The organism is Vogesella amnigena (assembly GCF_042648905.1).
GTDB lineage: Bacteria > Pseudomonadota > Gammaproteobacteria > Burkholderiales > Chromobacteriaceae > Vogesella > Vogesella amnigena.
In genome coordinates this window covers 1-19,379 of record NZ_JBHRYH010000015.1, presented here as the reverse complement: position 1 = coordinate 19,379, position 19,379 = coordinate 1, and the positions used below count along the sequence as shown (strand labels likewise).

At 62.4% G+C, this 19,379-nt stretch carries 13 protein-coding genes, 2 rRNA genes and 2 riboswitches; of the genes, 7 read left to right on the top strand and 8 right to left on the bottom strand.

Features of this window, described 5'->3' with window-relative positions; all coding sequences use genetic code 11:
* Nucleotides 1-79: 79 nt before the first annotated feature.
* Nucleotides 80-979 carry a LysR substrate-binding domain-containing protein gene (locus tag ACFOKJ_RS06980; protein WP_390277841.1) on the bottom strand — a complete coding sequence of 300 codons (900 nt, stop codon included), beginning with the start codon at nt 977-979 and terminating at the stop codon, nt 80-82.
* A gap of 101 nt (nt 980-1,080) precedes the next feature.
* Here ACFOKJ_RS06980 and ACFOKJ_RS06975 point away from each other — a divergent pair, with 101 nt between their 5' ends.
* The 4 genes from ACFOKJ_RS06975 (at nt 1,081) to ACFOKJ_RS06960 (ending at nt 4,889) form a co-directional block, all read left to right on the top strand.
* Nucleotides 1,081-2,286 (top strand): MFS transporter, encoded by a 1,206-nt coding sequence (locus tag ACFOKJ_RS06975; protein ID WP_390277839.1) that lies wholly within the window; start codon nt 1,081-1,083, stop codon nt 2,284-2,286.
* Between the two features lie 80 nt (nt 2,287-2,366).
* Nucleotides 2,367-3,173, top strand: a complete 807-nt coding sequence (gene dkgB, locus ACFOKJ_RS06970) for a 2,5-didehydrogluconate reductase DkgB (RefSeq protein ID WP_390277837.1) — start codon at nt 2,367-2,369, stop codon at nt 3,171-3,173.
* Between the two features lie 66 nt (nt 3,174-3,239).
* Nucleotides 3,240-3,983, top strand: coding sequence for a pseudouridine synthase (locus ACFOKJ_RS06965; protein WP_390277835.1), 744 nt, complete (start codon nt 3,240-3,242; stop codon nt 3,981-3,983).
* A gap of 48 nt (nt 3,984-4,031) precedes the next feature.
* Nucleotides 4,032-4,889, top strand: a complete 858-nt coding sequence (locus ACFOKJ_RS06960) for a 23S rRNA (adenine(2030)-N(6))-methyltransferase RlmJ (RefSeq protein ID WP_390277833.1) — start codon at nt 4,032-4,034, stop codon at nt 4,887-4,889.
* 182 nt (nt 4,890-5,071) lie between these two features.
* On the opposite strand, the gene ACFOKJ_RS06955 is transcribed toward ACFOKJ_RS06960, so the two are convergent.
* The 3 genes from ACFOKJ_RS06955 to ACFOKJ_RS06945 form a co-directional block, all read right to left on the bottom strand.
* Nucleotides 5,072-5,707, bottom strand: a complete 636-nt coding sequence (locus tag ACFOKJ_RS06955) for a YitT family protein (protein ID WP_390277831.1) — start codon at nt 5,705-5,707, stop codon at nt 5,072-5,074.
* A gap of 169 nt (nt 5,708-5,876) precedes the next feature.
* On the bottom strand, nt 5,877-6,818 hold the full coding sequence (mmuM, locus tag ACFOKJ_RS06950; protein WP_390277828.1) for a homocysteine S-methyltransferase: 942 nt from the start codon (nt 6,816-6,818) through the stop codon (nt 5,877-5,879).
* Between the two features lie 62 nt (nt 6,819-6,880).
* Entirely contained in the window at nt 6,881-8,749 is a 1,869-nt protein-coding gene (locus tag ACFOKJ_RS06945) for a methyl-accepting chemotaxis protein (protein WP_390277826.1), read from the bottom strand.
* 426 nt (nt 8,750-9,175) lie between these two features.
* Nucleotides 9,176-9,275, top strand: a riboswitch (glycine riboswitch).
* Between the two features lies 1 nt (nt 9,276).
* Nucleotides 9,277-9,372: riboswitch (glycine riboswitch) on the top strand.
* Between the two features lie 141 nt (nt 9,373-9,513).
* Here ACFOKJ_RS06945 and glyA point away from each other — a divergent pair.
* Together glyA and ACFOKJ_RS06935 are read left to right on the top strand one after the other, a co-directional pair.
* A complete protein-coding gene (gene glyA, locus ACFOKJ_RS06940) occupies nt 9,514-10,767 on the top strand; it encodes a serine hydroxymethyltransferase (RefSeq protein WP_390277824.1) in 1,254 nt (417 codons plus the stop codon).
* A gap of 121 nt (nt 10,768-10,888) precedes the next feature.
* Nucleotides 10,889-12,289: an L-serine ammonia-lyase gene (locus tag ACFOKJ_RS06935; RefSeq protein WP_390277822.1), complete on the top strand. Its 1,401-nt coding sequence runs from the start codon at nt 10,889-10,891 to the stop codon at nt 12,287-12,289.
* A gap of 545 nt (nt 12,290-12,834) precedes the next feature.
* Here the strand turns inward: ACFOKJ_RS06935 and ACFOKJ_RS06930 are convergent.
* Both ACFOKJ_RS06930 and putA read right to left on the bottom strand, forming a co-directional pair.
* Nucleotides 12,835-14,061, bottom strand: a complete 1,227-nt coding sequence (locus tag ACFOKJ_RS06930) for a branched-chain amino acid ABC transporter substrate-binding protein (protein WP_390277820.1) — start codon at nt 14,059-14,061, stop codon at nt 12,835-12,837.
* A gap of 121 nt (nt 14,062-14,182) precedes the next feature.
* Entirely contained in the window at nt 14,183-17,794 is a 3,612-nt protein-coding gene (gene putA / locus ACFOKJ_RS06925) for a trifunctional transcriptional regulator/proline dehydrogenase/L-glutamate gamma-semialdehyde dehydrogenase (RefSeq protein WP_390277818.1), read from the bottom strand.
* A 453-nt stretch (nt 17,795-18,247) separates the two neighbouring features.
* Between putA and ACFOKJ_RS06920 the strand changes: the two genes are divergently transcribed.
* Nucleotides 18,248-18,736 (top strand): hypothetical protein, encoded by a 489-nt coding sequence (locus ACFOKJ_RS06920; RefSeq protein WP_390277816.1) that lies wholly within the window; start codon nt 18,248-18,250, stop codon nt 18,734-18,736.
* Between the two features lie 323 nt (nt 18,737-19,059).
* Here the strand turns inward: ACFOKJ_RS06920 and rrf are convergent.
* Both rrf and ACFOKJ_RS06910 read right to left on the bottom strand, forming a co-directional pair.
* Nucleotides 19,060-19,172, bottom strand: a 5S ribosomal RNA gene (gene rrf, locus ACFOKJ_RS06915).
* Nucleotides 19,173-19,296: 124 nt separating this feature from the next.
* A 23S ribosomal RNA gene (locus tag ACFOKJ_RS06910) occupies nt 19,297-19,379 on the bottom strand; the annotation flags it as partial.

Genomic DNA, 19,379 nt, shown 5'->3' with positions numbered 1-19,379 from the left:
GCTTCGCCGCCGCACTTTCCGCAACAGCTGTGTCCGATGGCGTTTCCTCTTCGCGAGGAAACGCCATTGTTTTGCCGGTTTAGCCAGCCTCGCCTGCCGCTTGCAATGCCTCGGCCAGGAAGGCCACGAAATGCGACACCCGCGCCGCCAGAAAACCCTGGCGGTAGTACACCGCCCAGATCGGCTGCCGCCAGTCCAGCGTGTGCGGCTGCAGCACCGGCAGCAGGCGGCCGGCGGCCAGGTCGTCGCGCACCAGGAAATCCGACAGGCAGGCGATGCCGCTGCCGTTCAGCGCCAGATGGCGCAGCGTTTCGCCGTTGGAGGTGGCAATGGCGGCGCTTACCGGGTAGCCGTCGCCACCGTCATGGCGCAGCGGCCAGATATTCAGCGACACCGGCTGGGTGAAGCCCAGCAAGCTATGTGCGGCCAACGCTGCCACCGTGTCGGGTTGGCCGCAGCGCTGCAGGTAGGCCGGCGCGGCCACCAGGTGCAGCCGGCTTTCGCACAACAGTCGCGCGCTGAGGGTGGAATCCTGCAACGGCCCCACCCGTATCGCCACATCGGCACGTTCTTCGATCAGGTCGACGATGGTTTCGCCACTGACCAGCTCCAGGCGAATGCGCGGGTAGCGCTGCTGGAACGCCGGCAGCAGCGGTGCCAGCAGGTGGTTGAACACCGGCGTGGCGGCATTGACGCGCAACAGGCCGGACGGATGCTCGGCCGCCGATTGCAGCGTCAGCGTGGTTTCCGCCATGCGCGCCAGGATGTCACGGGCATTGCCCAGCAGCCACTTGCCTTCGTCGGTGAGGTCCAGCCGCCGCGTGGTGCGGGTGATCAGCCGCACGCCCAGCTGCTTTTCCAGTTTGCCGATGCTGCGGCTGATGCCGGACGGCGTCAGCCCCAGCCGCTCTGCCGCCGCGGTGAAGGAACCGGCCTCGGCGACCACCACGAAGATGCCCAGGGTATCGCTGGATAGCATTATTGATTTCCAGTCACAGGAATTTGCCATTTACCGCCATTTTTCCCGGCATGGCAAGCACAGATAATCGCCACCTCAACTGTTGATTCCAGGAGCGATTGATGCCACTTGCCCTCTGGGCGCTCACCCTCAGCGCCTTCGCCATCGGCACCACGGAGTTCGTGATTGTCGGTCTGATCCCCACCATTGCCGCCGACCTGCAGGTGTCGCTGCCATCCGCCGGGCTGCTGGTCAGCCTGTACGCGCTGGGCGTGGCGGTAGGCGCGCCGCTGCTTACCGCGCTGAGCAACCGCATGCCGCGCAAGGCGCTGCTGCTGAGCCTGATGGCGCTGTTCACCGTCGGCAACCTGATTGCCTGGCAGGCGCCGGGTTACCAGACGCTGGTGCTGGCGCGGCTGCTCACCGGCCTGGCGCACGGCGTGTTCTTCTCCATCGGCTCCACCATCGCCACCGGCCTGGTACCGCGAGAAAAAGCCGCCAGCGCCATCGCCACGATGTTCTCCGGCCTCACCGTGGCGCTGGTCAGCGGTGTGCCGCTGGGCACCTGGATCGGCCAGGCATTCGGTTGGCAAAGCACCTTCCTGGCGGTATCGCTGCTGGGGGTACTGGCTTTCATCGGCAGCCTGCTGCTGGTGCCGCGCAGCCTGCCGCGCCCGGCGCCGGCCTCGCTGGCCAGCCAGCTCGCGGTACTGGCCAAACCGCGGCTGCTACTGGTTTACGCCATGACCGCGCTGGGCTACGGCGGCTCCTTCACCGCCTTTACCTACCTGGCGCCGATGCTGCAGCAGGTCAGTGGTCTGCGCGCCTCCGCCGTGGGGCTGGTGATGCTGGCTTACGGCCTGAGCGTGGCGGTAGGCAATGTCTGGGGCGGCAAACTGGCCGACCGCCTGGGCCCGGTGCGCGCGCTGCAGATCATCTTTGCCGGCCTGGCGGCAGTGCTGCTGTTGCTGACGCTCACCGCAGCCTCGCCGTGGCTGGTGGTGCTCACCGTACTGCTATGGGGCGCGGTGGCGTTCGGCAACGTGGCCGGCCTGCAACTGTACGTGGTGCAACAGGCGGAACACGCCGCGCCGCAGGCGGTGGACGTGGCCTCCGGCCTCAACATTGCCGCCTTCAATGTGGGCATTGCCTTTGGCGCCTGGGCCGGCGGCCATATCGTGGCCAGCCTCGGCATCATGCATACCCCGTGGATAGGCGCGCTGATAGTACTGGCAGCCTGGCTGCTCACCAGCTGGTCCGGCGTGCTGGACCGCCGCGCCGGGCACGATCCACTGGCCGGTACGGCCAGCCCGGTAACGGCTCATTGAGCACGCACTGACCTTGCCGCCGGCCGACAGACGGCCTGCGGCCAACCTTTCCGATTTTTCAACACTGACAAGGACACATCATGAGCATTCCGGCATTTGGCGTCGGCACCTTCCGCCTGCAGGGCCAGACCGTCATCGATTCGGTGCGCACCGCACTGCAACTGGGTTACCGCGCCGTGGACACCGCGCAGATCTACGACAACGAGGCCGAAGTGGGCCAGGCGATTGCCGAATCCGGCGTGACACGCAGCGAGCTGTTCCTCACCACCAAGATCTGGACCGCCAACTACGCCGCCGACAAGCTGATTCCCAGCCTGCGCGCCAGCCTGGACAAGCTGCGCACCGACGTGGTGGACCTGACGCTGATCCACTGGCCGGCGCCTGGCGGCGACACCCCGCTGGAGGAGTACATGGCGGCGCTGGCCGAAGCCAAGGCGCAAGGGTTGACGCGACAGATCGGCATCTCCAACTTCAACATCGCCCTGACGCAGCGCGCCATCGATGTGGTGGGCGCCGGCGAGATTGCCACCAACCAGATCGAGCTGAGCCCCTATCTGCAGAACCGCCGTCTGGTGGGCTACCTGCAGCAGCAGGGCATTGCCGTCACCTCCTACATGACCCTGGGTTACGGCCGCCTGCTGCAGGAGCCGGTGATCCAGGCCATTGCCGCCCGCCGTGGCGCCAGCGCCGCACAGGTAACGCTGGCCTGGGCGCTGCAGCATGGCTATGCGGTGATTCCCTCCTCCACCCGCCGCGACAATCTGCAGGGCAACCTGGCAGCCAGCCGACTGCAGCTGAGTGCAGACGACATGGCCGTCATCGATGCACTGGAGCGCAACGACCGCCAGGTGAACCCGGCAGGGCTGGCGCCGGAGTGGGACGACTGATAGCCGTATCGCAGCGGCGCCACGGCGCTGCTGCTAGAATGCGCGCTTTTGCCGCCGGGCCGCCGCATGCTCACCGTTCTCTACCGTGACAACACCCTGATCGCCATCGACAAGCCTTCCGGCCTGCTGGTACACCGCAGCGAGATCGACCGCCGCGAAACCCGCTTTGCGGTGCAACTGCTGCGCGACCAGATCGGCCAGCAGGTATTTCCGGTGCACCGGCTGGACCGCGGCACCAGCGGCGTGCTGCTGTTCGCGCTGGACGCCGCCACCGCCCGGCGGCTGAACGAGCAATTTGCCGGCCGCCAGCCCGGCAAGACCTACCTGGCGGTGGTGCGCGGCCACCCGCAGGACCGCGGCGCCATCGACCACGCCATCACCCGCCAGCCGGACGAGCGCGAATACGTGCACGGCGATGCCCAGCTCAATGCGCAGCCAGCATTCACCCGCTACCGCACGCTGGCACGCTGCGAACTGCCATTCGCGGTGGATCGCTACCCGCACAGCCGCTACGCGCTGGTGGAACTGCAGCCGGAAACCGGCCGCCGCCACCAGCTGCGCCGCCATCTCAAGCACATCGCCCACCCCATCATCGGCGACGCCACCCACGGCAAGGGCGTGCACAACCGCTTCTTCCAGCAGCAGTTTGGCGTTGGCCGCATGCTGCTGCATGCGGCCGAGCTGACGCTGGCACACCCGCACAGCGGGCTGGCGCTGACCATTACCGCACCGCTCAGCGGCGATTTCGCCCGCCTGATCGATGAGCTTGGCTGGCGCGCGGCGCTGCCGGCGGCGTGGCTGGGCGACTGAGACCCCGGCTTAAGCTACAATAGCCGGCTGTTTTTTACGGCCACGCCCATGCTCAGTTATCGCCACGCCTTTCACGCCGGCAACCACGCCGACGTTCTCAAGCACCTGGTAGAGGTGCAGATTCTTGATTATCTCGGCCAGAAAGGCGCTTTCTGGTACATCGACACCCACGCCGGCGCCGGTGCCTACAGCCTTACCGAAGGCTATGCCACCAAGACCGCCGAATACGTGGATGGCGTGGCACGGCTGTGGCAGCGCGAGGATGCGCCTGCTGCGGTACAGCGCTACCTGGAAGTGGTTCGCGGCATGAACCAGGATGGCGAGCTGCGCCACTACCCCGGCTCGCCGTGGTTCGCTGCCGAGGTAATGGCCGGCAGCGACAAGCTGCGGCTGTTCGAGCTACACCCCAGCGATTTCGACCTGCTGTCGCACTGCTTTGCCGATGCCGGCCGCCGCGTGAAAGTGGAAAAGGCCAATGGCTTCGAGGGCATCAAGTCCATCCTGCCGCCGCCGCCGCGCCGCGCGCTGACGCTGATCGACCCGCCGTACGAGGACAAGGGTGACTACCAGCACGTGGTACGGGCGATGAAGGAAGCCCTGAAGCGCTTCGCCACCGGCTGCTACGCCATCTGGTACCCGCTGCTGCAGCGCAAGGACGTGGGCGACATGCTGCGCGAGTTGAAAAAGCTGCCCTGCCACAGCTGGCTGGATGTCAGCCTCAATGTGCGCAAGCCGTCGCAGGACGGCTTCGGCATGCACGGCAGCGGCATGTTCGTGGTCAACCCGCCGTGGACGCTCAAGGCTGAACTGGAAACCGTACTGCCGTGGCTGAAAGACGCGCTGGCGGTGGATGACGGCGCCGGCTACAACCTGGCCTTCCACGAGAACGGCCACCAGAAGCAGTAACCCCCACCCGGCCCCGCGCNGGCCGTAAAACCGGTAGCCCGGATAAGCGCAGCGCATCCGGGGAACCAGCCCCTGCCCATACCCGGATGCGCCTGCGGCTTATCCGGGCTACCTGTCGGCTCCCGCAAAAACAAAAGGGTTGGCCGCATGCGGCCAACCCTTGCTTCACCAAAGCTCCCAGCTTACATGGCGATGTAGCGGTCCGGACGGTGGTTGAAACCGATCACCATATTCATCGCCACCGCCCCCAGAATCGAGCCCAGCAGCGCCGGCCAGCTCACCAGCAGCAGCGAGGTGGCCAGGATCAGCAGATCCAGCCCCAGCTGCAGCTTGCCGGCGCGGATGCCGTAACGGTCCTGCAGGTACAGCGCCAGGATGTTGAAGCCACCCAGGCTGGCCTGGTGTCGGAACAGCGCAATAAATCCCATGCCCATCATCAGCCCGCCCACCAGGCCGGTATAGAACGGATTCAGCCCGCCCAGGTGCAGGAACTGGCCATGCATGCTGGTGAATACGGACAACAGGCTCACTGCAATAAAGGTTTTCAGCGTGAAGCGCCAGCCCATGCGACGCCAGGCCAGCCAGTAGAACGGCAGGTTGATCACAAAGAAAATGGCACCAAACGGCAAGCCGGTGCGGTAATGCAGCAGGAAGGCAATGCCGGCGGTGCTACCGGTGAGCAGGCCGGCCTGCTTGAACATTGTCACCCCGAATGCCACCAGCAGAGTGCCGATCAGGATGGCCAGCACATCTTCCAGCAGGCTGTGGGTCAGGTGGTCAGGCGTGGCGTTCATGCTGCTGCGACTAAGAGTACTCATGATGGATATTGCAATGCAACAAAAGAAGCGGCCATTTTACTTTTCCACCCCAATTACCACCAGCATCCAGATCAAGAATCCACAAAAACGCAATTCAGTGCCACTTTGACAAAAATAACGCGCCTACAGCGCAATATTGCACCGTAGGCGCGTAACTACAGCCGTCTGCTTACTGCCCGCGCAGCCAGCCGGCCAGCGCACGGATATCTTCCGGCGTGGTGCGGCAGCAACCGCCGATGCAGCTGGCGCCGGCAGCGCGCCATTGCCTGGCTGCGTCGGCAAAGGCCTGCGGCTCGCTGCTGCCGTGCCAGGTCTTGGTCACCGGGTCATAGGCCTCGCCGGAATTCGGGTAGGTCAGCAGCCGCTTGCCACTGGCTTGCGCCGCAGCCTGCAGCAGCGGGGCAATGTGGCGCGGCGCGGTGCAGTTCACCCCCACCGCCACCACTTGCGCAAATGGCTCCAGCGCGGCGATGGCAGCGGCCAGCGGCGTGCCTTCGCTCAGGTTGGCATCGTCGCGGCAGGAGAAGCTGATCCACGCGGCAGCATGTGGAAACTCCTCTTGCAGCAGCCGTGCCAGCGCCACTGCCTCTACCTGGCAGGGAATGGTTTCGCAGGCCAGCAGATCCGGCCCGGCCGCCAGCAAGGCGGCAATGCGCGGGCGGTGGAAATCCATCAGCTGCTGTTCGCTAAGGCCATAGTGACCACGGTATTCCGAGCCATCGGCCAGCATGGCGCCGTAGGGGCCTACCGAGGCGGCCACCAGCGGCCGCATGCGGCCAACCCGGTTGTGCGCGTCGGCCCAGAAGGCATCGCGCGCCTCGCAGGCCAGCTGCACCGACAGCTGCATCAGCCGCGTGGCCTCCACTTCGTCGATGCCGCGCCGGGCAAAACCGGTAAAGCTGGCCTGGTAGCTGGCAGTAGTGGCCACGTCGGCGCCGGCCACGAAGTAGTCGTAGTGCACATCGCGGATCAGCTGCGGCTGCTCGATCAGCACTCGCGCCGACCACAGCGCGTCGTTCAGGTCGCAACCACGGCGCTCCAGCTCGGAGGCCATGGCACCGTCCAGTACGATGGGGGTGGTGTTATCGAATACGGCAAAGGGATCCTGCACTTGCTGCTCCTTGCAATGAAAAACCCCGGCCTGGGCCGGGGCGGGAATGCGTGACGCGGGAATCAGAGCTTGAAGCGTGCAACCAGCGATTTCAGCTCATCGCCACGCTGTGCCAGCATGTTGATGGTGGCCAGTGCTTCCTGCAGGCTGATATCGGTCTGCTGCGCCATCACGTTCACACGTTCGGCACTGCGCGCCATCTCGTTGGTAGCCACGCCCTGCTCTGCCGTGGAGGAGGTGATTTCCCCCATGCGCGAGGAAATCTCTTCGGCATTGGTCTTGATCACTTCCACCTTGTCGGCGGCCTGGCGCGACAATGCTACACCAGATGCCACCTTCTCGTTGGTGGTGTCGGCGTGTTCGATGGCCTCGCCGGTACGGCGGATCACGGTATCGATCATCTCGGCAATCTGCACGGTGGCGGTAGCGGTACGCTCGGCCAGCTTGCGCACTTCGTCGGCCACCACGGCGAAACCGCGACCGGATTCGCCGGCACGCGCGGCCTCGATGGCGGCATTCAGCGCCAGCAGGTTGGTCTGGTCGGCGATGTCGCGAATCACGCCCACGATGCCCTTGATCTGCTCGGACTGGCCGGACAGGCTGCCCATCACGTTATGCAGCGATGCCACCGCATCCTGAATCGACTGTACTTCGCGCTCCACCTCGGCCATGGCGCGATGCGATTCCACCGAGTTGGTGCGCGACTGCGCCACCAGGCCTTCGGTTTCGCCCACGTGGTCGGCAATGTGGTTGATGCTGACGGTGATTTCCTCGATGGTGGCCGCGGTAGCGGACAGCTCGGTGGACTGCACGCGGGAATCCTGGCCGATCTTTTCCGCCACGCGGCTCAGCTCGCTGGCGTCGCGCGCCAGTGCGTCGGACTCCTCGCGCACGGTGATGAACATCTCGCGCAGCTTGGCAACAAACTGGTTGAAGTCATCGGCAATCTTGCCCACTTCATCCAGATTGCCCACCGGCAGGGTCTTGGTAAGGTCGCCATGGCCGCTGGCCACTTCCTTCATTGCCTTGTGCAGGGTGCCCAGGCCGGACAACATGCGCGCCACACCGACATACGCGAAGATACCAGCCAGGATCATGCCGGCCACGGCCAGACCTACCATCACCATCAGCAGCTGGCGTACCGGCGCCATGGCAGCCGCATGCGGCACGGCCACACCCAGCAGCCAGGTCGTATTCGGTACCGGGAACAGCGCCACCATCTGCTTGCTGCCATCCAGCTCGGCAAACTGGATCTGGCCATCCTTGTTCAGCGCGTTCAGGTCAAAGCCCGGAATCACGTCGCTGATCTTCTTCAGACCGGAATCCTTCTGCGGATGGGCAATCACGTCGCCAGCGGCAGTAATCAGGAAGGCGTAGCCATCGCCCGGCAGCTTGGCGGCAGTCACTTCCTCCACCACCCGTGCCAGGGTCACGTCACCACCGGCCACGGCCACCAGCTGACCGCCATCCTTGCGCGCCTGGGCAAAAGTGATGATCGGGCGCTTGGTAGCGGCATCGATATACGGCGGCGAAGCGATTGGGCCGTTGGCATCCTTGGCCGCCAGGAACCACGGACGGCCAGTCGGGTCGTAGCCCGGCGGCACCGGCGAACCGCCGGTGAACTGGGTCATGGTCTTGTCCGGCTGGCCAACATACATGTCATCGAACTTACCGGCCTGCTGTGCCTGGTCGAGAATGGGCTTGAGTTCACCGGTACCAAAGCGCGGCAGTACCGATGCCACGATGGTCTGGCGCACCTGCACCCACTCGGAGACAAAGCTCACCTTGTTGTCGGCCGCCATCTTGATCTGGCCTTCGATCTGGCTCTCCAGCGTGGAGCTCATCTTCCAGTAGGCCACGCTACAGAAGACGACGGCCAGGGCTGCGATGACCAGCAGCACAAACGCCATCAGTTTTGCGCGCAAAGACATGATTGGTTCTTCCCCTGTTTATTGAATTATGGAGTTGGGTTTTGCTACAAACGAGGGCTGGCCTCGTTCCTTTTATAGTCAGAAATCAATTTCGTGTACTTTTGCTTGCGCCACCGTGCACAAGCTAACGACATTTGATTTAAAACAATTTTACATTTTCGATATGTTAGGTTTAAGCCGGAAAAATTTCCACTAGAAGCTGAAGAAAGTTCCCGATGGCCGTTCCCGGCAAGATGCCAGCCTTGCTAGCCCGCTCGCTGTGCACCACTCAAGGAGCACGGCCGTGGATTCGGCAGCAAGCATTCCGCGGCAAGCCGATCAGCAATTGCTGCAACTGCACATCGAATACTGTCCGACATGCGTTGACAGCCCGCGCCGGCTTCTCTAGATTGCGCCAAGCCACGCGGCCAATTTCACAGGTTGGCCGCCACCAGTGCAGGAGAGACTGCCCGGGCCTTGCGCCTGGCGGCAGCGCCGAAGGGGAATCGCCCCAGAAACTCTCAGGCAAAAGAACTGCTCTGGTCAGGCACTCTGGAGAGTAGGCCCGCAGCCGCGCGGCCTCGCCGAAGGCAGCATGGCCAGTACACACTGCGCCGCAATCTCTCAGGCAAAGGGACAGAGGGGGCATCGTCCGGTGATACCGGGCGGACGCCCATCCATCTGTCTGCCACACCCAGCAGACCGTCTGCCCGTCACCGCCCGTTTTGCAAGGCGCGGTGCGGCCAACCTTTTGCCGCCAGCGCCGGTGACCAAGGAGATACCCAATGTTTACCCAGGACATGCAGATTGCCGGCTTCGACGACGCCCTGTGGGCCGCCATGCAGGCCGAAGACCAACGCCAGCAGGACCACATCGAGCTGATTGCCTCCGAAAACTACACCAGCCCGCGCGTGATGCAGGCGCAGGGCAGCCAGCTCACCAATAAATACGCCGAGGGCTACCCCGGCAAGCGCTACTACGGCGGCTGCGAGCACGTGGACGTGGTGGAGCAGCTGGCCATCGACCGTGCCAAACAGCTGTTCGGCGCCGACTACGCCAACGTGCAGCCGCACTCCGGCAGCCAGGCCAATGCCGCCGTGTACATGGCGCTGCTGGAGCCGCACGACACCGTGCTTGGCATGAGCCTGGCCCACGGCGGTCACCTCACCCACGGCGCCAAAGTCAACTTCTCCGGCAAGATCTATCACGCAGTGCAGTACGGTCTGAATCCGGAAACCGGCGAGATCGATTACGACGAAGTGCAGCGCATGGCCAATGAATATCAGCCGAAGATGATCGTGGCCGGCTTCTCCGCCTACTCGCTGATCGTGGACTGGAAGCGCATGCGCGAGATCGCCGACAGCATCGGCGCCTACCTGTTCGTGGACATGGCGCACGTGGCCGGTCTGGTGGCTGCCGGGCTGTACCCTAACCCGATTCCGCACGCCCACGTGGTGACCACCACCACCCACAAGACCCTGCGCGGCCCGCGTGGCGGCCTGATCCTGGCTGCGGCCAACCTGGAGCTGGAGAAGAAGCTGAATTCGGTGGTATTCCCCGGCATTCAGGGCGGCCCGCTGATGCACGTGATCGCCGCCAAGGCCGTAGCGTTCCAGGAGGCGCTGCAGCCGGAATTCGTCGACTACCAGAAGCAGGTACTGGCCAACGCCCGCGCCATGGTGGCGGTGTTCCAGGAGCGCGGTTACAGCATTGTGTCCGGCAAAACCGACGACCACCTGTTCCTGCTGAGCCTGATCGACAAGGGCCTTACCGGCAAGGCTGCCGACGCCGCGCTGGGCGCCGCTCACATCACCGTGAACAAGAACGCGGTGCCGAACGACCCGCAAAGCCCGTTCGTGACCAGCGGCATCCGCATCGGCACCCCGGCCATCACCAGCCGTGGCTTCAAGGAAACCGAGGCGCGCCAGGTGGCGCACTGGGTGTGCGACATCCTCGACGACATCGAGAATCCGGAAGTGAGCGCGCGTGTAAAACGCCAGGTAGCGGAGCTGTGCGCCGCCTATCCGGTCTATCGTTAAATAGTAGTGAACGTTGCGGCCAACCCTGGCCGCAACGTATTGTCCAATAACACGGGCTTACCGCCTGTAAACCGGGCGCCGCCAACCCACGGCGGCGCCGCAACCAGACAAGAGAAGCAGCATGGCTATCAGTGTTTTCGACCTGTTCAAGATCGGCATCGGCCCCTCCAGCTCCCACACCGTCGGCCCGATGCGCGCCGCGCGGCAGTTTGTTGCCCGCCTGGAAAAAGACGGCTTGCTGGCCGCCACCACGCGCGTGAAATCGGAAATGTTCGGTTCGCTGGGCGCCACCGGCAAGGGGCACGGCACCGATACCGCGGTGCTGCTGGGTCTGGCTGGCGAACAACCCGACTTGGTCGATACCGACGCCGTGCCGCAGATACTGGCCACCATCCGTACCGACAAGGCCATCAACCTGCTCGGCCAGCAGCTCATCGCCTTCAACGAAGCGGAAGACCTGCTGCTGTACAAGCGCAAGGCCCTGCCCTACCACCCCAACGGCATGATCTTCGAAGCCTTCGACGCTGCCGGCAACAGCCTGTCCAAGCGTGCCTACTACTCGGTAGGCGGCGGCTTCGTGGTGGACGAGGCAGCGATCGATGCCGGCTTTGTGCCGCCGGGCGTGACCGAACTGAAGCACCCGTTCAAGACCGGTGCCGAGCTGCTGGCGCTGTGTCAGCGCCACGGCAAGAGCATCAGCCAGATCATGCTGGAGAACGAGCTGGCCTGGCGCAGCGAGGGAGAGGTGCGCGCCGGTCTGCTGCAGATCTGGCAAGTGATGCAGGGCTGCGTGCAGCGCGGCTGCAGCCACGAAGGCATCCTGCCCGGCGGCATGAAGGTAAAACGCCGCGCCGCCGACCTGTACCGCAAGCTCACCAATGCGCCGGAAGCCGCACTGCGCGACCCGCTGACGGTGATGGACTGGGTAAACCTGTACGCACTGGCGGTGAACGAGGAAAACGCCGGCGGTGGCCGCGTGGTAACCGCCCCCACCAACGGTGCCGCCGGCATCATCCCCGCAGTGCTGCATTACTACGCGCGCTTTGTACCGGGCGCCAACGACGATGGTGTGGTGCGCTTCCTGCTCACCGCCGGCGCCATCGGCATCCTGTTCAAACTCAATGCCTCCATCTCCGGTGCAGAAGTCGGCTGCCAGGGCGAAGTTGGCTCTGCCTGTTCCATGGCCGCCGGCGCACTGGCGGAAGTGCTGGGCGGCACGCCGGAACAGGCGGAAAACGCCGCCGAGATCGGCATGGAGCACAACCTGGGCCTGACCTGCGACCCGGTGGGCGGCCTGGTGCAGGTGCCGTGCATCGAGCGCAATGCCATGGCGGCGATCAAGGCCATCAACGCCGCGCGTATGGCACTGCGTGGCGACGGTCAGCACTTTGTGTCGCTGGACCGGGTGATCAAGACCATGCGCGACACTGGCCGTGACATGAGCAACAAGTACAAGGAAACCGCGCGTGGCGGCCTGGCGATCAATGTGATCGAGGTGCCGGTGAACATCGTGGAGTGCTGATGCCCATCTGCGGCCAACCCTGGCCGCAGACAAGACAACGCCCGCAAATGCGGGCGTTTTTCATGGGCAACCGTAAATACCGACTTAGCGGCTTGACCTCCAAGACGGCATCTATTCACCACGTAGGTTGCGGCCCTGCGCAGCGAAGCCCAACGTTTACCGCGTCAGGTTTTGTATCCGCTGCGCGGATGATGTTTGAAGTCGCCGGTTCCGCCCGGCGGACGGGCCAGGGGGCGTGCCGCCGCCCCCTCGCGACCCCGCTCGCCCCTTATGGTCCGCGAAACCCCGGCCAAAAAGGCATTCGCCAGGCGCCGGCAATTCGCCGTTTGCTAACGTCAAACGGCTCAGCTGCCGTCTTAAAACCTGGCGAACACCATTTTGGCCGGCGCTCCCCGTGGGGCAGTTTGGGCGCTTCACAACGTTGGCCGCAAATTTTGTTGCGGCATGACCGCCCAAACGGTATCTGCGGTGTTACGCGGTATCCGTTGCACACAAACAAAAAGCCCGGCATTGCTGCCGGGCTTTGCTGACTTGCGTCGAGAGGCTTACTGGGCCGCGGAAGCAGCAGCTGCCGGAGCGGCGCCACCACCAACGGTTTCCATCACGGTCCACTGACCGTTCTGTACCTTGTACACGGTAATGCCACCGTCTTTCAGGTCGCCCTTCTCGTCGTAGGTCCAGTTGGAAGAGGTCACGCCATCCTTGTACTGGATCTTGGCCAGTACCGGCAGGTACTTGGCCGGCTCGGCGGAGTTGGCTTCCTTCATGGCGGCGATCAGCACGCGGGTAGCATCGTAGCCGTACGGGGAGTAGGTAGCTACGTCCATGTTGAAGCGGGCCTTGTAACGGGTAGCGTAATCAGCACCCTTCGGCATCTTGTCCAGCGGCAGGCCAGCCAGCGAGGCGATGGTGCCTTCGGCTTCCTTGCCAGCCAGCTGCAGGAAGTTCGGGGTCTTGGTCATTTCGCCGGATACCAGCGGAGCCTTCAGACCCAGGCGCTTCATCTGCTTGGCCATCGGAGCGGACTGCGCATCGGCGCCACCGTAGAACACCACGTCCGGCGATACGCCCTTGATGGAAGTCAGGATGGCGGCAAAGTCGGTAGCCTTGTCGTTGGTGAATTCACGCTTCACCACTTCGCCACCGGCTGCCTTCACTGCCTTCTCGAATTCGTCGGCCAGACCCTGACCGTAAGCGGTGCGGTCGTCAACGATCACGATCTTCTTGGCGCCCAGCTTGTTCACCACGAACTGGCCCATTACCGAACCCTGCTGGGTGTCGGAGGTCATGGAACGGAAGGTGGTCTTGTAACCCTGGGTGGTGAACACCGGGGAGGTCGCCATGGCTACCATCGGGATGCCGGCGTCAGAGTAGATCTTGGAAGCCGGGATGGAGGTGCCGGAGTTGAAGTGGCCAACGATACCGGCCACTTTGTTGTCGACGAACTTCTGAGCCAGCTGGGTGGCGATCTTCGGGTCAGCCTGGTCATCTTCCGCTACCAGTTCGAAAGTCACCGGCTTGCCATCGATGGACGGCTTCTCGGCGTTGGCATCTTCGATTGCCAGGGTCACGCCGTTCTTGTATTCCTCGCCGTAGTGAGCCTGCGGGCCGGTCAGCGGGGCGGCAAAGCCGATTTTCACCACGTTGCCGCTGGCTTCTGCAGCCGGAGCGGAAGCGGCGTCGGTAGCAGCCTGGTCTTTCTGGCTGCAACCTACGATAGCCAGGGCGGCAGCAACAGCAAGGGATACGCTGGTCAGTTTGTTCAGTCGCATGTCGTTTCTCTTCTCTTTGTGTGTCAGGGTTTGCTCGTGCCAATGGATTTTGTCGATTGGCGAACGTTTACAACAAGGCAGGCGGCATTATTTCAATGCCGCCCGCCCCGCGCAAGTCCAATCAGTCTCCGATGCTCATCAGACTCGCATTACCGCCAGCAGCCGTGGTATTCACGCTAATGGCACGCTCCACTACCAGTCGGTGCAGGTTGTAACCACCCTGCTCGACCAGCAACAGCGGAATCAGGGCACCGTCGCGACGGGCCAGCGTCTGGCGCAGGCGTTCGGCATCCGGGCCGGCATACAGCAGCGCGGTCACGTCGGCTGCCTCTACCTTGTCGGCCACTTGCACCGCGCTCTTGAGCTGTGCGGCCAACTGTTGTGCGGCGCTGTTGTCCTGCAGCAGCACCTGGTTGCCGGTGGCAAACGCGGCCGCCACCTGCATCACCAGTGCTTCCAGATTGTCTGCCCAGCAGGCCACCAGGCCACGCGGCGCAAACAGCAGGGTATTGAGTTCGCCGGTGGGGCCCGGCAGGTTGGCCGCATGCTTCAGCGGCGAATGGCTGCGTGCCGCGGCAATCACCTCCTGCAGATGCTTGCGGGCACCATCATCCAGTTTCAGCTTGGGCAGCACGGCCTGCAGTTGATCCAGCGCGGAGAAGTCCACCGCTTCCGGATTGGCATCCAGCTTGGCATCCCAGCTGCCACGGGTCAGACGGTACAGGTAGAACGGGCCACCGGCTTTCGGGCCGGTACCGGACTTGCCTTCGCCGCCGAACGGCTGCACCCCCACCACCGCGCCAACGATGTTGCGGTTCACATAGATGTTGCCCACCTTGATCTTGCTGGTGATGCTGTCGATGGTGTCGTCGATGCGGCTGTGAATACCGTGGGTCAGGCCATAGCCGGTGCTGTTGATCTCGTCCACCACCGCGTCGATCTGGCTGGCTTCAAAGCGGATCACGTGCAGTACCGGGCCGAACACCTCGCGCTCCAGCAGCTTGATGCTGTCGATCTCGAACAGCGTCGGGGCCACGAAGGTGCCGCCGGCACATTCATCGCTGAGCTTGGCCTGGTACATGCTGCGGGCGCGGCCCTTCAGACCGTCGATATGACGCAGCAGGTTGCCCTGTGCCTCGGCGTCGATCACCGGGCCGATGTCGGTATCGAAGCGCGCCGGGTTACCCACGCGCAGCTCGTCCATGGCGCCCTTGATCATGGTCACCACCTTGTCGGCGATATCGGTCTGCAGGTACAGCACGCGCAGTGCCGAGCAACGCTGGCCGGCGGAATCGAAGGCGGACGACAGTACGTCGGTCACCACCTGCTCCGGCAGCGCCGAGCTGTCGACGATCATGGCGTTCTGGCCGCCGGTCTCGGCGATCAGCGGCACTTCCTCACCACGGCCGGACAGCGCGCGGTTGATGATCTGCGCGACTTCGGTAGAGCCGGTGAAGATCACGCCCTTGATGCGCGCATCGGTAGTCAGTGCAGCCCCCACCACTTCGCCGCGGCCCGGCAGGAACTGCAGCACGTCACGCGGCACGCCGGCTTCATGCAGCAAACGGATGGCGTAGGCGGCGATCAGCGCGGTCTGCTCGGCCGGTTTGGCCAGCACCACGTTGCCTGCGGCCAAGGAGGCGGTGACTTCACCGATGAAGATCGCCAGCGGGAAGTTCCACGGGCTGATACATACCACCGGCCCCAGCGCCGGGTTGCGCTGGTTATCGAATTCGGCACGCACGTGGGCGGCGTAGTAGCGGCAGAAGTCCACCGCTTCGCGCACTTCGGCAATGGCGTTGTTCAGGGTCTTGCCGGCCTCGCGCACCGCCAGGCACATCAGGGTCGGCATGTGCTCTTCCATCAGATCGGCCATGCGGTCCAGGCACTGCGCACGCTTGGCGGGCTCGGTGGCGGCCCATACCGGCGCGGCGCGCACAGCGGCTTGCAGCGCCACTTCCACGTCCTCGCGGCTGGCTTCCTGCACCTGGCCGACGATGTCGGACAGGTTGGCCGGATTGCGTACCGGCTGCGGGCTGGAAACTGGCACATCACTGTCGGCCAGCAACGGCACGGCCTGCCATTGCTGGGCCTCGGATGCCTGCAGGGCTTTTTCCAGCGACTGCAGCACGTGCTCGTTGGCCAGATCGATACCCTTGGAGTTCTTGCGCTCGTTGCCGTACAGCGCTACCGGCAGCGCGATCTTGCTATGCGGCAGGCCGCCATGGCGACCAGCCTCGGCCACCGGGTCTTCCACCAGTTCCTCAATGGATACGCTCTCGTCCACGATGCGGTTCACGAACGAGGAATTGGCACCGTTTTCCAGCAGGCGGCGTACCAGGTAGGCCAGCAGCGTTTCGTGCGAGCCAACCGGTGCGTAGATACGGCACGGCTTGTCCAGCTTGTCCTTGCCTACTACCTGGTCGTACAGGGTCTCGCCCATGCCGTGCAGGCACTGGAATTCGTAGTCCTTGCCCTCGGCCAGGTGGTAGACCGCGGCCAGGGTGTAGGCGTTGTGGGAAGCAAACTGCGGGTAGATGGCATCCTGTGCGGCCAACAGGCGCTTGGCGCAGGCAATGTAGGACACGTCGGTGTACACCTTGCGGGTGTAAACCGGGTAGCCAGGCAGACCATCCACCTGGGCGCGCTTGATCTCAGCATCCCAGTAGGCGCCCTTCACCAGGCGCACCATGAAGCGGTGCTTGGTACGGCGGGCCAGGTCGATCAGGTAGTCGATCACGTACGGGCAGCGTTTCTGGTAGGCCTGCACCACGATACCGATACCTTCAAAACCATCCAGATCCGGATCATTGGCCAGCGCTTCCACCAGATCCATGGAGATTTCCAGGCGGTCGGTCTCCTCCGCATCGATGTTCAAGCCGATGTTGTACTGCTTGGCCAGCAGGAACAGTTGCTTCAGGCGCGGCAGCAGCTCGCTCATCATGCGCTCGTGCTTCATACGCGCGTAACGCGGGTGAATGGCGGACAGCTTCACCGAGATACCGGGGCCATTGAAGATGCCACGACCGTTGGCTTCCTTGCCAATGGCGTGAATAGCCATCACGTAGTCATTCAGGTAGCGCTGCGCATCGGCTTCGGTCATCGCCGCCTCGCCCAGCATGTCGTAGCTGAAGCGGTAGCCACGGGCTTCGCGCTCGCGGCCATTGGCCAGTGCTTCCTCGATGGTTTCACCGGTCACGAACTGCTTGCCCAGCATGCGCATCGCCAGGTCCACACCCTTGCGGATCAGCGGCTCGCCACCCTTGGCGATCATGCGGGTCAGCGCCGAGGACAGGCCCTGGGCACTATGCGAGGAAACCAGCTTGCCGGTAATCAGCAGGCCCCAGGCCGCTGCATTCACGAACAGCGACGAGCTATTGCCCAGGTGGGCCTTCCAGTCACCGCCGGAAATCTTGTCGCGAATCAGCTTGTCGGCAGTTTCGCGGTCCGGAATACGCAACAGCGCCTCGGCCAGGCACATCAGCGCAATGCCTTCCTGGCTGGACAGGGTGAACTCATGCATCAGGGCATCCACACCGCTGGACTTGGTGCGCTCCTTGCGCACCTGTGCCACCAGTTTGCTGGCCAGTGCCTTGATCGAGGCTACCTGCGCCTCCGGCATGGCCGCCTGCTCCATCATGGTGGCAACACAATCGCGTTCATCACGACGGTAGGCTGAAGTGATTGCGTCACGAAGCGCGGACTGTTCGCGCGCAAAGGCCTGAAATTGCATGAGTAGCTTCTCCATTGTTCCAACAGCTCGATCTGACTATTGTATACAAAATATAAACTACGTACAGACAAATCAGACGACAATCCAGCATAGAAGCAACTTCGCCAGCTTCAAGCATGAAAATTACAACACATCACTATCGATATGACAAAAGCAATATCTATGTATTTTAGGTAAGTAAATAAATGATATACTGGTAAATAACATCACAGTAACATCACTAATATTTATATTTTTAAATTTATAAAAGGCAATTAGGAAGCACACCATGCACCACTACGAATCAATTAGCAAAAAATGCAACACATGATTACATTGCGATTTAAACAGGAAAGCAGATTACATTTTAATTATTATTAAATAGGAATTAACTTAATTTTTTACTTGCACACCATGTAACATGCCGCCATAAATGCAGTATTCAAAACGTGAACTACTGCAAAGGCAAAAACAATGCGCCCAACGATAACGACAATTTTGCTACTTGGCAGCATCGGCATTGCCATGCCAGTACAAGCAGAAACCGCGCTACTGTTTTTCGGTGCATCACATCATATGGGGTGCGATCAGAGTCGCTATCGCTGTGACTACCGAGAGTTCAACCCAGGCTTGGGTATTGAGCTATCTAGGGAGACAGACAGTTTTGGCAAGGTATTTGCTCGCATCGGTAGCTACAGCGACTCTTACGGAGAGCAGGCCAGGCTGCTTACCATGGGCCTGCGACAGGACTGGGAACTGGACAATCCAGCATGGCGACTCGGCATCGGCGCAATGGCTGGCAGACTTTCCGGCAGGCGCAATGAAACCATTGGCTTACCTTTTCTATATATTGCCCATAAGCAACTAGCTATTGAGCTTGGTATTGCACCAACCCGCGTAAGCAAGCAGAACTATAAATCAAAATTTATTGCCACATTGAGCATCAGATGGGATCTTAACTAAGCCCACTTCGTGCTGCTGCATAACAGCAGCAGAAAAGCAAAATGAAAAAGAGGGGATCAAGTAATAGGAGTGCTTCATATAGGCAGGGTATAGGAAGCAAAACAGCAAAACATGCCACACGGGGGAACAAAGGGGACAGGTTTGGCATGCTGTACTACCCTTGCACTTGAACCAAGGCCCAGTTCGTCACGGAACTGGGCTTTTTATTTGCTTGCAGGGTTGGCCGCAGGATGCGGTCAGGCAGGCATGCACTTGGTGTGCTGGCTACCGCCCGCCCCAAAGCACAAAGCCCAGCTCGTCTGAGCTGGGCTTCTTGTGGGGGAGTCTGGCGGTGTCCTACTTTCACACGGGTATCCGCACTATCATCGGCGCTGAGGCGTTTCACGGTCCTGTTCGGAATGGGAAGGCGTGGGACCACCTCGCTATGGCCACCAGACATAAACTGTTTACAAATCGTCGAAGCCTTTACCAAGCAGTCTCTCTCTGCTTGGCCGGTAGAATTCTGTATCTCGCAACACCCATTTGATCACTCTGCACTTCTGCAAAGCACCTCAAATGATAGAGTCAAGCCTCACGAGCAATTAGTATCGGTTAGCTTCACGCCTCACAGCGCTTCCACACCCGACCTATCAACGTCCTGGTC

Bases quoted from the DNA above. Each gene is read 5' to 3' on its own strand.
- ACFOKJ_RS06980 (WP_390277841.1), bottom strand. From the start codon at position 979: ATGCTATCCAGCGATACCCTGGGCATCTTCGTGGTGGTCGCCGAGGCC.
- ACFOKJ_RS06975 (WP_390277839.1), top strand. From the start codon at position 1,081: ATGCCACTTGCCCTCTGGGCGCTCACCCTCAGCGCCTTCGCCATCGGC.
- dkgB (WP_390277837.1), top strand. From the start codon at position 2,367: ATGAGCATTCCGGCATTTGGCGTCGGCACCTTCCGCCTGCAGGGCCAG.
- ACFOKJ_RS06965 (WP_390277835.1), top strand. From the start codon at position 3,240: ATGCTCACCGTTCTCTACCGTGACAACACCCTGATCGCCATCGACAAG.
- ACFOKJ_RS06960 (WP_390277833.1), top strand. From the start codon at position 4,032: ATGCTCAGTTATCGCCACGCCTTTCACGCCGGCAACCACGCCGACGTT.
- ACFOKJ_RS06955 (WP_390277831.1), bottom strand. From the start codon at position 5,707: ATGAGTACTCTTAGTCGCAGCAGCATGAACGCCACGCCTGACCACCTG.
- ACFOKJ_RS06945 (WP_390277826.1), bottom strand. From the start codon at position 8,749: ATGTCTTTGCGCGCAAAACTGATGGCGTTTGTGCTGCTGGTCATCGCA.
- glyA (WP_390277824.1), top strand. From the start codon at position 9,514: ATGTTTACCCAGGACATGCAGATTGCCGGCTTCGACGACGCCCTGTGG.
- ACFOKJ_RS06935 (WP_390277822.1), top strand. From the start codon at position 10,889: ATGGCTATCAGTGTTTTCGACCTGTTCAAGATCGGCATCGGCCCCTCC.
- ACFOKJ_RS06930 (WP_390277820.1), bottom strand. From the start codon at position 14,061: ATGCGACTGAACAAACTGACCAGCGTATCCCTTGCTGTTGCTGCCGCC.
- putA (WP_390277818.1), bottom strand. From the start codon at position 17,794: ATGCAATTTCAGGCCTTTGCGCGCGAACAGTCCGCGCTTCGTGACGCA.
- ACFOKJ_RS06920 (WP_390277816.1), top strand. From the start codon at position 18,248: ATGCGCCCAACGATAACGACAATTTTGCTACTTGGCAGCATCGGCATT.